The 14,630-nt window shown below is 39.2% G+C and carries 10 protein-coding genes; 5 read left to right on the forward strand and 5 right to left on the reverse strand.

Features of this window, described 5'->3' with window-relative positions:
• The first annotated feature begins 139 nt into the window (after positions 1 to 139).
• Positions 140 to 1,492 (forward strand): S8 family serine peptidase, encoded by a 1,353-nt coding sequence (locus L2567_RS16925; RefSeq protein ID WP_235298998.1) that lies wholly within the window; start codon positions 140 to 142, stop codon positions 1,490 to 1,492.
• Here the strand turns inward: L2567_RS16925 and L2567_RS16930 are convergent.
• Positions 1,458 to 1,985 carry a shikimate kinase gene (locus L2567_RS16930; RefSeq protein WP_235298999.1) on the reverse strand — a complete coding sequence of 176 codons (528 nt, stop codon included), beginning with the start codon at positions 1,983 to 1,985 and terminating at the stop codon, positions 1,458 to 1,460. The two genes, L2567_RS16925 and L2567_RS16930, sit on opposite strands and share 35 nt — an antisense overlap.
• A 40-nt stretch (positions 1,986 to 2,025) precedes the next feature.
• Between L2567_RS16930 and L2567_RS16935 the strand changes: the two genes are divergently transcribed.
• Positions 2,026 to 2,511 carry a DUF1573 domain-containing protein gene (locus L2567_RS16935; RefSeq protein WP_235299000.1) on the forward strand — a complete coding sequence of 162 codons (486 nt, stop codon included), beginning with the start codon at positions 2,026 to 2,028 and terminating at the stop codon, positions 2,509 to 2,511.
• A complete protein-coding gene (gene yajC / locus L2567_RS16940) occupies positions 2,508 to 2,819 on the forward strand; it encodes a preprotein translocase subunit YajC (protein WP_235299001.1) in 312 nt (103 codons plus the stop codon). The genes L2567_RS16935 and yajC overlap by 4 nt, the downstream gene beginning before the upstream one ends.
• 58 nt (positions 2,820 to 2,877) lie before the next feature.
• Here yajC and L2567_RS16945 read toward each other — a convergent pair whose 3' ends face one another.
• From L2567_RS16945 to L2567_RS16955, 3 genes are read right to left on the reverse strand one after another with little or no spacing between them, the layout of a single operon-like run.
• Positions 2,878 to 6,099, reverse strand: coding sequence for a T9SS type B sorting domain-containing protein (locus L2567_RS16945; protein WP_235299002.1), 3,222 nt, complete (start codon positions 6,097 to 6,099; stop codon positions 2,878 to 2,880).
• A gap of 33 nt (positions 6,100 to 6,132) precedes the next feature.
• Positions 6,133 to 8,535, reverse strand: coding sequence for a hypothetical protein (locus L2567_RS16950; protein ID WP_235299003.1), 2,403 nt, complete (start codon positions 8,533 to 8,535; stop codon positions 6,133 to 6,135).
• Positions 8,536 to 8,555: 20 nt separating this feature from the next.
• A complete protein-coding gene (locus L2567_RS16955; protein ID WP_235299004.1) occupies positions 8,556 to 9,575 on the reverse strand; it encodes a PorP/SprF family type IX secretion system membrane protein in 1,020 nt (339 codons plus the stop codon).
• A gap of 310 nt (positions 9,576 to 9,885) precedes the next feature.
• Between L2567_RS16955 and L2567_RS16960 the strand changes: the two genes are divergently transcribed.
• Together L2567_RS16960 and L2567_RS16965 are read left to right on the forward strand one after the other, a co-directional pair.
• Positions 9,886 to 11,367 (forward strand): NAD(P)H-hydrate dehydratase, encoded by a 1,482-nt coding sequence (locus L2567_RS16960; RefSeq protein WP_235299005.1) that lies wholly within the window; start codon positions 9,886 to 9,888, stop codon positions 11,365 to 11,367.
• Between the two features lie 4 nt (positions 11,368 to 11,371).
• Positions 11,372 to 12,070 carry an SIR2 family NAD-dependent protein deacylase gene (locus L2567_RS16965; RefSeq protein ID WP_235299006.1) on the forward strand — a complete coding sequence of 233 codons (699 nt, stop codon included), beginning with the start codon at positions 11,372 to 11,374 and terminating at the stop codon, positions 12,068 to 12,070.
• 58 nt (positions 12,071 to 12,128) lie between these two features.
• Here the strand turns inward: L2567_RS16965 and L2567_RS16970 are convergent, their stop codons facing one another.
• The gene (locus tag L2567_RS16970; protein ID WP_235299007.1) at positions 12,129 to 14,588 is read right to left on the reverse strand and encodes a ribonucleoside-diphosphate reductase subunit alpha; all 2,460 of its coding nucleotides are present in this window, start codon (positions 14,586 to 14,588) and stop codon (positions 12,129 to 12,131) included.
• Positions 14,589 to 14,630 lie beyond the last annotated feature (42 nt).

Below are 14,630 nucleotides of genomic sequence, written 5' to 3' on the forward strand. Positions count from 1 at the left end.
CGCTTTGGCCTTACTTGTCTTATGGCAAACACTTGGGAAGACAAAATTCTTCAGAAGGTTTTTTGGTACGCTTTTCATCATAGCGATGATCACTTATGCATTCGCGCTGTTTGATCTTCATCTCCGAGACTTTTCGAGTATGAAAATACTCTTTCGAGACTTGATCATCCTCACCTTTGCATCTTTCGTTAGTGTATTAGCCCGGAAGTCTAAAACTGGAATGATTTCGTGGATCTTGATTGCAGGTTTTTCGATTTTTACGGTTTATCAAAACAGGAGTATTCTTAGTCCTAAAGATTTTAAGCTAGATGAAGATGCTGAACTACTCATTAAACTAACTTCTCCTAGTGATCTCAATCCTGAAGGTGCATTAGCTAAATATCTGAGTCAAGAAGGCATCTCTTACCAAATTGCATTTCGACCCGAGGATGCAGAAAAAACAGAGCTGGATAATTATCTCCAGTTGAATATTCCCCAAAGTAACGCGATTACCTTAAACGAAATCAAGAAGAGACTGGCGAAGTTTGATGAAGTATCTTACATTGAAGAAAACGAAGTGATTCAAATTTCACCTGTGGTTTCGGACCTAGATGTTAAAGAGATTGCTACTGAATTCAATGATCCACTTTCTTCAGAGCAATGGGCATTGGAGGCTTTGAATGTAGGTGCATTGCAAGATTTATTGATTGATAGAGGAGCGCAAAAGCAAGCTCGTTTATTCATACTTGATACAGGGGTGGATGCTAATCATGAGGATATAAAAGTCAATTACAGATCTCATAGAAGTAAATATGATACTGATGTCCAAAGTCATGGAACGCACTGTGCAGGGATTGCCGGTGCAGTAAGTAACAATGGCAAGGGTGTAGCTTCCATGTTGATTAATCCAGACTTTTTTACCATTTCGTCTATCAAAGTTTTGAATGATATGGGTATGGGTACACAAAAGAAGATAGTAGATGGTATCATTGAAGCTGCAGATAACGGAGCAGATGTTATTTCGCTTTCGTTAGGTGGAAGAAGCACGGATAAAAGACAAAAAGTGTACGGAGAGACCGTCGAATATGCTAACTCAAAGGGCGCAATTGTAGTTGTTGCAGCTGGTAATTCCGGGATGAATGCGAAAGGCTATTCTCCTGCTAATACGAAAGGTGTGATTACCGTAGCCGCGATTGATCAAAACAAAAATTTAGCAACATTCTCAAATACAGTTGAAGATATAGCGATGGGAATTGCTGCACCTGGTGTTGGAATACTTTCTACCATTCCTGGAAATGATTATAAAGCCTATAATGGTACGTCAATGGCGACTCCATATGTAGCCGGATTGGTTGCTTTAATGAAAAGTATCAATCCATCTCTTCAGACAGAGGAAGTTTATGAGTTGCTCAATGATAATGGCCAATATACAACCGCTAGTAGCAAAAGTGGCAATTTGATAGATCCCGCCAAAACAATCAAGAATCTAGTTGGCGCACGATCATTTCAGTGATTTTTTCAGGAGATTGCGCTCCATCAATGATATGATGTGCCTTTTCGTAATAAGATAGTCTACTTTGTAGTTTTGAATCAATTAACTGCTTTAAGTCACTCTTAGTTTGAGCTGATGAAATTAAGGGGCGATGTTCTTTTTGTTCCAGTAATCGATCTGTAAGGGCTTGTGGACTTAGTTTTAGATAAAAACTTGTTCCAGTATGATTAATTAAAGTCATGTTGTCATTGTGACATGGGGTGCCTCCTCCTAATGCGACGATCAAAGGACTTTTGTAAAGTAATTCATGTAAACTTTCCGCTTCCAACTGTCGAAAGTAGACCTCCCCTTTTTCCTCAAATATTCTTTTTACTGATAAATTCTCCTTGTTGATAATATAATCGTCCAGATCTACAAAATCAATATCTAATCTAACACTAAGTTCCCGTGCAATAGTAGACTTACCAGATCCCATGAACCCCAGAAGGTAGATTCGCTTTTGAACAGTATACATAAGGACCAAGATATGGGAAAATTTGATATTTTTGCGCGCAATGAAAAAGCTCATATGTTTTCCAATCATTGTGCTTCTGCTATCATGTAAAGCTGACAAAGGGCGTACCGTTGAATCCGCTGGAAAAGCAGGCTATGGTATGACAGATTATTCAGAGATCATACGCCATCCTGTGAGTTTGACAAGTGTGCTTGATAGCAACGAAATATCATCCATTGAATTTATAGAAGATACCCTTTCTTTTGATACCATTCAAGCCGGTGCAGTGATTCAACGGTCATTTGAATTCAGGAATATAGGAGCCAAACCTTTGTATATACTGGATACTAAAGTATCTTGTGGCTGTACGGTTACCGATTACTCAAATAAAGCAATAGCTCCAGGAGATACAGGATCTATAAAAGTTAAATTTGATTCAGAGGGTAAATCCGGTTACCAAAATAAATCAATTTTAGTATTATCTAACAGCTATCCCAATGAAGATCGACTTTATCTTCAGGGATATGTAAAAAATGAAATAAAATGATATTCTTACAAACAGGAGGTGGAGGAGGAATTTTCCAGTTGGTTATCTTTGGTGCCATTTTTCTTGTCTTTTGGTTATTTTTTATACGGCCACAAGCTAAGAAGCAAAAGGAACAGGGAAACTTCGTCACTAATTTGGAAAAAGGAAAAGAGGTCGTTACAGGTTCCGGAATCGTCGGAAAAATTAATAAAATTGAGGACAAGGTGGTTCATCTTCAAGTTGATCAGAAGACTTTTTTGAAAGTAATGAAATCTTCTATTTCGAAGGAGTTAACAGATGCTTATCAGTCTAAACCTGAAGAAAAATAGGCAAAAAAAAAGCTTCCAGAAATGATTCTGGAAGCTTTTTACCTTTCTAAAGGTATTTTTATCTTAACAGTGTGATATTTCCTTGTAACATGTAATCTAAATTATTTGGACAAGTAACCATCAAGATATAGGCATAAACATCCGGAGGAAGGTCAACATCATTAAAGGTTCCATTCCATCCATTTTCTACGTCCGTAGATTCAAAGACCAATTCTCCCCATCTGTCATAAATCCTTAGTCTCATTGATTTTACAAAATTACTCTCTACTTTCAATACATCATTCATGCCATCTCCATTGGGAGTAAAAGCATTAGGAAAAAATACATCGGTCTCATCACATTGAGCTTGCACAACATTGACAGTCAGACTAGCCTCCGCAGTACATCCGTTTTCATCTGTTACAGTTACAGAGAATGTAGTCGTTTCCAGCAATGTATCTGTTGTGAAAGAAGGAGTTGTTGCCCCGGTATTCCACTCGTAAGTCCAATCCGGATCTTCCTCGACAACACCTATTTCCGTCACATTACATTGAAACACCTCTGCTGGATCAGCCTCTATTTCTGCACTAACGGAAGAAATCATGAGTATGAAACTGGTATCTAGCGTACAACCGGAATCTTCATTGGTCACCGTAACCATAAATTCTGTATCCTCGGTAACATTCACAGTGATTTCAGCTCCAGTGTTACTGCCAACGATGCCACTTTCCGGGCTCCATACAAAGGACAGGTTGTCTCCTGAGTTGTCTACTATACTGATAACAGCTTCTTCGCCAGCACAAGCCACTTCAGGCCCTTCAATATTGATGTCAAAATTGTCTTCAATCAATTGTACCGTTGCCGTATCGAAACATCCGCCGGCATTGAAACCGATGACCGTGATTAATTCGTCGCCATCAGGCATATAGACAAGATCAGTATTATTTCCTATGATATTTTCATCTTCATCCAACCATTCTATCACTGTGCCTTCGGTTTCTACATTTACCGTAAGATTGACTTCTTCTCCCGTACAATAGCGAACGGTATCTTGATCTAAATTGATGGATACATCTTCAGGAACAATTATGGTTTTTGAGAAAGTATTGTCTCCACATCCACTTTCTGTCATAATGGTAACAGAATACAATCCAAAATCAGGGAAATTATAGCATAGCATTCCGTTCATGGAGTCAACTTGCATTCCATCGTCTGTTCCGAAATCAAATGTAACGTCCAAATTACTCGGAGTTGAGGTATTCGTAAAACAAACAATGGTGGTTCCGCACATTGGCAAAATGCTAAAGTTTAATTCGGCACCTCCTGTCATATCTTCAAGTATCACAACTTTACCAGCATCTCTGCTACACATCAAAGTATCACTGACTACCAGCTCAAACATAGCCATGGTTTCACCTTCAGCAAATGCAAATCGAGGATTAGAGGTGTCATCTCCATCGAAAATTAATCCTTCCGTAGGAGTCCAGGTATAGGTCAGATCCGCATTAGGATTAGCCAGTAGAAAAGTGGTATCGCCTGGACAAACTCTAATGGTGTCACTGATAAACTCAATATCTTCATCACTGATTGTCTGCGAATCAATGAATCCGGTAACAGTATCTCCACAACCATTATCAGAGCCCACAGTTAGTGTTACTTTAATACTATCCTCTCTTGGAACGGTAATGATGACTGTATCACCTGTGGCAGACTCAGAAAATTCACCAAACTCAAAAAGCCAGTCGATCGTCGTAAACGGGAAATCTGGGTTTGTGGTAGTGCTGGTGTTAATAATCTGTATGGTTGCAAATTCATCCTCACATGAAATTATACTAATGTTAGGATCAAAAGAAGCTGTAATTCCATCCTCATTCGTATTGATGACTTGTGTGATTTCATCAGTACATCCGGTTTCAGAAGTAACTAAAAGTGTGACACTGATAGAATCTCGCCTGGGCAGTACAATTCTTAGTGTCTCACCATTTCGAGTTGTATCCACTCCTTCGCCGATTAAAGTCCACTCATAACTTTCAATTTCAAAATCCGGATTGGGCTCTACAGAAGTACTCACTAATGAAATATCAATGAAGTCTTCAAAACAGGCATTTCCAATGAAATTAGGATCAAAATTAGCTTCGATCTCAGAATCAAAGACACCCAGTTCCTTGACAAATTCAGAAGTACATCCATCAGATGATCTTGTCCCTATTAACTTTATGGTGTAAAAACCTTCAGCTGGATAAGTGAAAGTTGGGTTTTCCTCCGTGGATTTGAAATCATCACTATCATTGGGAAAATCAAAAAACCATTCATATTGGTCAATCTCAGTACTAGTATTGGTAAAAGTGACTTCTAAACCATCGCATTCCGGATCATTCTCCACTGTAAAAGAAGCATCAGGTGCTTCGATACATTCTCTAACATTGTATTCGAATTCTCTCTTAATGGTTCCCATGTATTCACCGTCGCGGTACTCGTCTACGCACACTGCTATTAAAAATTGACCTACCAAATTAGGTCTGCCTGAAAGCATACCTGTCTCCGGGTCAATGGTTAGCGGTTGCCCTCCCATAAAATTGTCCAGACCGAATCCATTAGCAAAAATAACTTCTTCATAGTCATAGCCTCTCGCGGGTTGTGGCCTCACATTGATGGGATCAGCTCCCACCTGAGGAGTACACAAACTATAGACGAGTGAATCCCCATCAAGGTCTGTGGCAGACATATCTTCCTGAATTTCCTCATCCGCACATATATACAGTGCCGGGGTATCATCGAAAGTTGGCGAATTATTACATTCTATAGATGCTTTATTAGTGATAGGCACCACAAATGTAGCCCCAGTGGTCAGTGGATCCAAGATATTGGTTAAAGTTCCATTTCGACAGCATCTTGCAAATGCAAGAATGTATCCCCCAGGCCTAAATGGCAAAGTGATCGTATCAATGTAAGTAGAAGTGTGAACACAAACTTCGTCTCCAAGAAAATCACAGCCAGGAGTAAATTCAGTATTTAAGGTATCATCCTGGTTAAAAGGTATAGACAATTGACCTCCTTGGCCCAACCACCATAGTAATTCTCCATTCGAGTCATAGATTCCAATCGAAGCCGGATCGTCAAATTCAGCCTCATCAGAACCAAACTCACAATCTCTTCGCAGTGTTAAAGTCACTTCAAAAGTCCAACTTGCCAGACATCTGTAGGTGATCTCTCCACCAACTATATGTGTTGCTTTTGATTGTGATGGAATCAAAAATAATCCCATTACAAATAGCAAACTAATTAATTTAATCAGTTTCATTCCTGCTCTTGTTTTTATAGTATAAATCATGGGTTATTTGACAATTTGTTTAACACCTACAATTTCCACCCTCCTTTCTTTCGAAGCCTCTGCACTGTAGATGGATAGGTTTTGGTTGCTGTTCGAATCACTTACATCATCTGGAGACAATGATTCTCCAAATGAAATATCAGTAAGTATTAAACTTTCAGAATCTAAGTAAGGCTTTAAGGCGCCGTCTTTATATCGTTCAAGTTCGTTCATCACGGAAGCTACTCTTCTTTGACCTAAGTAAAGGTTATAAGCAGAAGTAGCTAGTGGCGATGTAAACCCTCTTACCAGTAATTCTAATTTTTCTCCCTGTTGTAATAATTCCTCTACTGTAGATAAAAATACTTGTAACGAATCATAACCTGACTTAAGATCATTTTCGAAGAAATTCACAATGGCATCTTCATCAGGTGACCTTCTTACAAATAGATCTTTTCTGCCATAGTATCTATCAAACGTTTCAGAATAATTTCTAGTGGTCGTTCTGCTGATACTTCTTGGATTAGGTCTGTCATTGTCAAAATACAGTGCCAACGGTTTGGACAATAAATCCAACTCTAAATAAACATCTTGCCTTAACCTGCCATCGATAGCATTTTCACCATCAGCTAAGAAATTAACGGTCTCTGATCTATAACTTGGTCTGGAAACAGCAATCTCGTACTCATGCCCTTGCTGAACTTGCAAAGTGAAATCATTTTTGGCAATATTGGTGAAATCATACACCTGTCGGGAGCCATCAGTCAAGTCCTTGACGATTACCCTTGCACCATTTAATTCCTTTTTGGTCGTTTTATCAAAGGTAAATATGTCTAAATCCAGCATATCGCCCACCAGGCAAATTTTCTTAGTAAAAACCTTTGATTTATATACCCTTTTAGTACTTAATGTTACGGTATCTGGAACGTAAAATTCCTTCTTCGCGACAATAAGGTATTCTTTGTTCCTCTCCAATTCAAACTCATGTGTATCATCGGTTTCATTGGTTATCGAATCAAGGGCTTCTCCGGTTTTTGCATCAATCAGCACAACCGTTGCTCCCAGTAATTTTCTTTGCTCACCTGCTATATCTTCACATGTCAAGGCATTCAGACTTAAATTAACCGGCTCATACTTGGCATGATAGATATCAAAGCAACAGGCTTCAATGGCATCTTCGATGTACATAGAGCTCTCTCTGTTCGAAGAAAGGTGACCAGAAAGCATGTCATTACTTAAAGTATAGTAAATGTCATCGTAACTAGAGTTGACTGGATTTTGCAGATGTTCTACTTCACCGTATTCTCCATTATTCTTCTCTGCCCGATAGATATCATAACCTCCCATTCCCTGATAACCTTGAGAACTAAAATATAAGGTGTTACTCGGATTATGATAAAATGGTGTCGCATCGTTTTCGATGGTATTTATGGAATCCAGATTCATGGGCTGGGTCATCTGCATATTATCATCTATGATCGTGTACCAAATATCAAACTTGCCCTTTCCACCAGGTCTGTCAGAAACGAAATAAAGAATTTCTTTATTGGTTTCAGAATCAATTCCGACTGCTGGCTGGGTAGAAGTATATGTGGCATCATTGATATGATCGGGTAATTTTACCGCTTCTCCATATTTACCATCTTCCAGAACATCTCTATAGTATAAATCACACTTAATAGAATGATCAGCAGCGTAATCACACAAAGTGTAGAAAACTTTGTTGGACTTACTGCTAAACGTCGTGTGCGAAGTAATTCTAGATTCATCATTAATAGTTTCGACTTCCACACCAGCATCCCCATCTTCACTTATCAAAATCTTGGCAATGTATTTGGGATCTCTGGCATCAGCCGGGTTAGGCTCAAGAAATCTCAAAGAAGAATAAAAAAGTTCACCATCTCTCTCCAGAGCTCCTACCTCAGAAAACTGAGTATTTACTGCTCCAAGCCTTGTGATCGTTACACTTTCGTCCGGATTTTCCAGTTGTTCCATAGCGAACTCTGAAGCTTTTCTTTCTTTCTCTGCCTTCAACGTAAAATACTCATCCTCTCCTTCATGCTCAGATAGATACATGTTGAAGTTGTCAATGGCAGATTGGTACTTACCCAGTCTTTGTTGCATTTCACCCAGGTAATAAGTTGCTGTAGGAAATTGATTGTCGTAATCCCTTTCTACCACTTTGTTGTACCACTCTTCAGCATAACTGAATGCGTCATACTTACGCGCCATTTCTGCGGATCCAAAAGCCAGATCTAGCCTGGTTGTATCAAACTCGTAAGCTTCCTGCAGATATCTATAAGCAGCGTAGTAATTTTTCTCTTGAGCTGCTTCTTCCGCTGCTTTGAGATAGGCTTTGAAGGTCTGTCCGTATGACGAACTTAGAAAACCTCCAAATATTATTAATATGTATAAAAATCGTTTCATGTCTGAACTTGGGACTTTACTTAATAAATAGGACACGGTTTTTGATTGAGCGCCTGAACTTTAGTAAGGATATACCTTACATGTACTTCGGGACCTCCCCTTCCATTAAAATCACTTCTGAACTCACCTAGATTAATATCATAACTGGCTCCTACATATATTTGATTGTATTGAATAGCAAGTGTAGGTGCTATAAATTTACTTGTTCTGTACGATGCACCTAAGTCAAGTCTGAAAACTTTGCCTTTCGTCTGATTAAGATATAATTTGGCCAAACCTCCTAATACAAATTCTCTGTATGGACCCTGAAATTGTGCAAGTCCGTGAGCCTGAACATCAAAAGCTTTCGTCAACTGAAAGTTGAGTTGTCCGGTTAGAGCTGTCCTTACAGGTAGTCTTGGATTTTCCAGATCAATGTATTCAGCAGAGGGACGGGTCAAGTGAAATAGTCCCACTCCTATATTGGCATAGGTTCTGGTCGAATCTGACTGATACCTATAATTAGCTCCGGCTCCAGTCTCCAAATAAGTATATCTGAAATTATCAAAGTTTTCACCCGTTGGGCTGGTGGGATTAAACTCGATTCCGTTCCATTGATTACCGAATGTCAATTCAGTTTCATTAAAGCCTTCACTAGCTACCCCCAGTAGAATTCCAGCTGAAAGGACATTGTTCTTGTTGACCAGATAGTTGTAACTACCTGTCAAATTCAGATCTGATATGTTCAGTTTACTGTCACCAGCCTGATCATAATTCAGAATACCGCCGAAACCAAAGAAGTATTTATCTGATTTCTTGGGTAAGTACTTCATGTCGAAAGCACCGGAAAAGGTAGTGTAAGATACAGGTACGGATCTCCATTGATCTCTTATGGAACCTATGACTCTAATATCACCATTAAAAATTCCGGTTAAGGCAGGATTTATATTCAGGGGGGAATTATAAAATTGTGAATAATGTATATCCTGTGTTTTGGCTTCGAATTTTATTAAAATAGTCAATAAGAAAACGAAACCTGCTAAATAAATGTTCTGCTTCAAAACAGGCTGATTTAGTTATTAAAAGTTGTATTAATATATAATTTGCACACTTTCAATAAAGTATATAAAATACTGTATTTCAAGTGTTTTAGTCAAGAATGTAGTGCAAAAACCTTGCTAGTTTTTACGCTTCATTCTTCTTTCGTTCTGCTTCAACAAATATAGTCTTTTGTTTAGGATTTTCATTTTTTTAATATTTGATTCAAGATTTTTACAGCGGCAAATTGGAGAGTGCCAATTTCTCAATTATTGTATTATTTTATCTTTATTGAATCAAATTAGAGTTCATTTGTCTTAATAAACAACAACTATGAAACTATTGGATAAGCATAAAATCAGGGAATGGGATCAATATTCTATTGAAGGACTGGGAATGGAATCTTTAGAGTTGATGGAAAAGGCTTCGTCTCATTTTGTTCAATGGTTCACAAGCCTCTACTTTGATAAATGTCGACTGATTACGGTAGTTGCTGGACCTGGAAATAATGGCGGTGATGGATTAGCAGTAGCAAGAATGTTGATGAACAAGGGATACGCTGTGCAAGTCCACTATATGGCATTTAGTGAATCACCTAGCAAGGATAATGCAGCCAACTTAGAACGCCTGGGTACTGTATGCTACTATCGGTCTTTTACTAAAATTTTATGTCCTCCCAGTGCAATTATTATTGATGCCTTATTGGGTACCGGAATAAAAGGCCCTGCTAGAGGTGAATACCTGAAAGTCATCCAATTTCTTAATCAGTCAGATCATGAAATTGTTTCTATAGATATACCTTCTGGATTAGACCCCGATGGTCATGAAGAGGGTGAGTACATCAAGAGTCAAAGGGTCCTGAGCTTTGAAATTCCTAAAATTTCATTCTTCACTGAAAATATACCTTGGTCTTGTAAATCCATCGGCTTGGTTCCCGATTTTCTTGAAAAGCAGGAGGTCAAATATGAATTGATCACTCGGGAAATGGTTCAAAAAGGAATGAGAATCCGGTATTCTGATCAAGGGAAACATCATTTTGGCTTTGGACAGTTTTGTGGAGGAAGTCCGGGGATGTTGGGCTCAGTCATCTTGGCTTCTAGAGCAGCAATGCGGTGTGGGCTGGGTAGGCTATCAGTAAGCATTCCTAAACTACATCATGGAGCGTTCCTAGCGAGCTGTCCGGAAGTAATGGTACAATCAGGAATCGAGGCTAATAGACGTAAACTTTCTGCTTTTCAATTTATAAATAAGGGAATTGATGCCATTGCCATAGGCCCCGGTCTTGGTACCAGTGCCAGTGCCATAAAGTATATCGATGAATTTCTTGATGAGGGGTTCCAACAAACTATCCTTGATGCTGATGCATTGAATATTATAGCAAGGGAGGAATGGCAAGATCGTATACCAGAGGATGCTATCATTACCCCACATGAGCAGGAATTCGAAAGACTTTTCGGACCATGTGAACGGAGGTTAAATCGCATCGAATTACAAAGAGCAAAGTCAGAAGAATTGGGCATATACATTATTTTAAAAGGGGCTCATACGTGCATCTCTACACCAGAAGGCATGTGCTACTTCAACAATACCGGCAATGTGGGTTTGGGTACTGCAGGATCAGGGGATGTACTTTCTGGGATGTTGCTGGGATTTCTGGGACAAAATTATGCTCCCTTGCAAGCTGCAATTAGTGCGGTTTATCTTCATGGTTTAGCAGGGGATCATGCTAAATTAAAATTTGGGGAAGTGTCATTGATTGCTTCTGACATCATCGATTATATTCCCGAAGTGATTAAAAACGTTTATGAAAAATAGCAAAATGACGAAGAAAAATTTAACTGTTCTTAGTGGGGCAGGTATTAGTGTGGCAAGTGGTTTAAAGACTTTTAGGGGTGAGGGAGGTCTTTGGGAAGGCTATGATATCATGAAAGTGGCCTCGATAGAGGGTTGGGAAGAGGACCCTGAATTGGTACTTGAATTTTATAATAAGAGGAGGTCGCAATTAAAGACAGTAAAACCCAATGACGCGCATCAATTCTGTGCAAAACTCGAGGAGTATTATAATGTAACTATTGTCACTCAGAATGTTGATGATCTACATGAACGAGCAGGTAGCAGGCATGTCATTCACCTTCATGGTGAACTGAAAAAAATCAAGTCCTCCAAAAATCCACATTACGTTCAGTCCTTTGACGGAGCGCAAAAAATGGGGGATTTGTGTCCTCAAGGTGGCCAAATGCGACCAGATGTTGTTTGGTTTGGGGAAGCAGTGCCCAAGTTAGATCATGCTGCTGCTGTGCTCGTTGAATCTGAAATTGTAATCATAGTAGGTACCAGTATGCAGGTTTATCCAGCAGCCGGCTTAATTTCCTATGCACCCAGATTTGCCAATATATTCTATATTGATCCTGATCCAGCCATAAATTATGAGTTATCAAGGTTACAAAATTTAAGAATCATCCAGCAGACTGCGGAGGAAGGCATGCGTACGGTCTACGAGCACCTAACAAAAGAATAAAGGCCATTCCAACTAGTGGAATGACCTTTTATTCATGAGTAATCGCGATATATAATTCTTAAGAACCACACATTATGCATCCATCTTCCATGGTGCAGGTTTGTCCTTCAATAAATTTTTCCTCAGCACTTTTAGTATCTTCTCCACTAAAACTAGCCTTGTTTGCTGCGTGATCAATAGCTGGTGTTGCTTCGACAACCACTTTTTCTGTTTCAACTACGGCTTCTTCCTCTTCAATGTAGTTTCTTTGATGCTTGGCAGATAATGTAAACTTGATTGGATCTACTGCTGCCTTTGATCTTAAATAGTACATTCCAGTTTTCAATCCTTTCTGCCATCCATAAAAATGCATCGAAGATAATTTTCCGAAATTTGGACTTTCTACGAATAAATTCAGACTCTGGGATTGACATATATACGCACCGCGATCAGCAGCCATGTCAATAATAGATTTCATACTGATTTCCCAAACTGTTTTGTACAATTCCTTCAAAGCGTCAGGAATAACATCTATGTGTTGTATAGAGCCATTGGCTGCCATTAGGGCCTCCTTCATTTCCTGATTCCATAAACCTAACTTGATCAGGTCTTTGAGCAAATGCTTGTTGACGATAATGTATTCACCTGATAGTGTCCTTCTGGTGTAAATATTAGAAGTATAAGGTTCAAAGCACTCATTATTGCCCAAAATCTGGGAGGTAGAAGCAGTAGGCATCGGAGCTACCAATAAGGAGTTTCTTAATCCGTTCTTTTTGATGTTCTTTTTCAAACCTGCCCAGTCCCATCGATCAGAAGGCTCCACTCCCCATAAATCGTACTGTAACTCACCCTGACTGGCTGGGCTTCCTTCATAAGTTTCATATGATCCCTCTTTTGCCGCGAGAACATTTGACTCCGTACAAGCCGCAAAGTAGATGGTTTCAAAGATATCCTTGTTCAATTGCTTGGCTTCTTTGCTGTCAAAAGGATAACGCATTTTAATGAAAGCATCTGCAAGACCTTGTACGCCTATTCCTATTGGGCGGTGTCTCATATTAGAGTTCTTAGCCTCAGGGATAGGATAATAATTAATATCAATAACCTTATTCAGATTTCTGGTCACCACTCGAGTTATTTCATATAACTTGTCGAAATCAAAGGTTGCATCTTCCTTTACAAATTTAGGCAGGGCTAATGATGCCAGGTTGCAAACTGCTACTTCATCTTTTGATGTGTATTCCAGGATTTCTGTACACAAGTTACTGGATCTGATAGTTCCCAGATTTCGTTGATTAGACTTCCTGTTTGCCGCGTCTTTATATAGTATATAAGGAGTGCCTGTTTCGATTTGTGATTCTAATATTGCAAACCATAGATCCTGAGCTTTGATGGTTTTTCTTGCTCTTCCTTCACTTTCATACTTGTGATAAAGGGCTTCAAATTCACCACTATGCTTGTCAAAAAGACCCGGACATTCATTGGGACAAAACAGCGACCACTCACCTCCTTCCTTCACTCTTTCCATGAATAAGTCAGGAATCCACATTGCATAGAAAAGGTCTCTTGCTCTCAATTCTTCTTTACCGTGATTTTTCTTAAGGTCCAGGAATTCAAAGATATCAGCGTGCCATGGCTCGAGATATACAGCAAATGCACCTTTTCTTTTACCTCCACCTTGGTCTACATACCTTGCGGTGTCATTAAATACCTTCAACATAGGTATGATTCCGTTAGAGGTTCCACCTGTTCCTTTAATATATGAACCTGTAGCTCTTACATTATGAATGCTAAGTCCTATTCCACCGGCAGACTGAGATATTTTGGCACATCTGGAAAGTGTTTCAAAGATACCATCGATGCTATCGTCAGTAGTTGAAAGTAAAAAGCAGCTGGATAATTGCGGTTTTGGTGTTCCCGCATTAAATAATGTAGGCGTTGCATGTATAAACCACTTTTCAGACATTAGATTGTAGGTCTGAATTGCTGAATCAATATCTTCACCATGGATTCCTACAGCAGCTCGCATCAGCATGTGCTGTGGTCTTTCTACTACTTTGCCCTCCATCCTCAATAAGTAAGATCTCTCCAGAGTTTTGAAGCCAAAAAAGTCAAAGCTATAATCCCGGTCATAGATAATGGCTGAATCAAGTTTAGCCTTATTCTTTCGAATCACCGCCATGGTATCATCTGATATCAAACCAGCTTTCTGACCCGTTTTAGGATCTATATAAGCGTACAGTTTTTCCATTGTTTTGGAAAAAACTTTATCTGTGCTTTTATGCAGATTAGATACTGCGATTCTCGCAGCTAGCAAAGCGTATTCAGGGTGCATTGCTGCCATAGTGGCTGCTGTTTCTGCAGCCAGATTATCAAGTTGGGTAGTGGTTACACCATCATACAATCCCTGGATGACTTTTTTAGCGATTTCAATGGGATCGATATAGTTTTGATCAAGGCCGTAGCAGAGTTTCTTAACTCTGGCCGTGATTTTGTCGAAGGACACGTCTTCCTTCCTGCCGTTTCGTTTAATAACTTGCATAGTGATCTACTTAAGGTAGTGGTTAAAAAAAATATAGCTTTA

Source organism: Portibacter marinus (genome assembly GCF_021533195.1).
Lineage (GTDB): Bacteria > Bacteroidota > Bacteroidia > Chitinophagales > Saprospiraceae > Portibacter > Portibacter marinus.

Bases quoted from the DNA above. Each gene is read 5' to 3' on its own strand.
- L2567_RS16925 (WP_235298998.1), top strand. From the start codon at position 140: ATGAAAATACTCTTTCGAGACTTGATCATCCTCACCTTTGCATCTTTC.
- yajC (WP_235299001.1), top strand. From the start codon at position 2,508: ATGATATTCTTACAAACAGGAGGTGGAGGAGGAATTTTCCAGTTGGTT.
- L2567_RS16930 (WP_235298999.1), bottom strand. From the start codon at position 1,985: ATGTATACTGTTCAAAAGCGAATCTACCTTCTGGGGTTCATGGGATCT.
- L2567_RS16945 (WP_235299002.1), bottom strand. From the start codon at position 6,099: ATGAAACTGATTAAATTAATTAGTTTGCTATTTGTAATGGGATTATTT.
- L2567_RS16965 (WP_235299006.1), top strand. From the start codon at position 11,372: ATGACGAAGAAAAATTTAACTGTTCTTAGTGGGGCAGGTATTAGTGTG.
- L2567_RS16960 (WP_235299005.1), top strand. From the start codon at position 9,886: ATGAAACTATTGGATAAGCATAAAATCAGGGAATGGGATCAATATTCT.
- L2567_RS16935 (WP_235299000.1), top strand. From the start codon at position 2,026: ATGAAAAAGCTCATATGTTTTCCAATCATTGTGCTTCTGCTATCATGT.
- L2567_RS16950 (WP_235299003.1), bottom strand. From the start codon at position 8,535: ATGAAACGATTTTTATACATATTAATAATATTTGGAGGTTTTCTAAGT.
- L2567_RS16970 (WP_235299007.1), bottom strand. From the start codon at position 14,588: ATGCAAGTTATTAAACGAAACGGCAGGAAGGAAGACGTGTCCTTCGAC.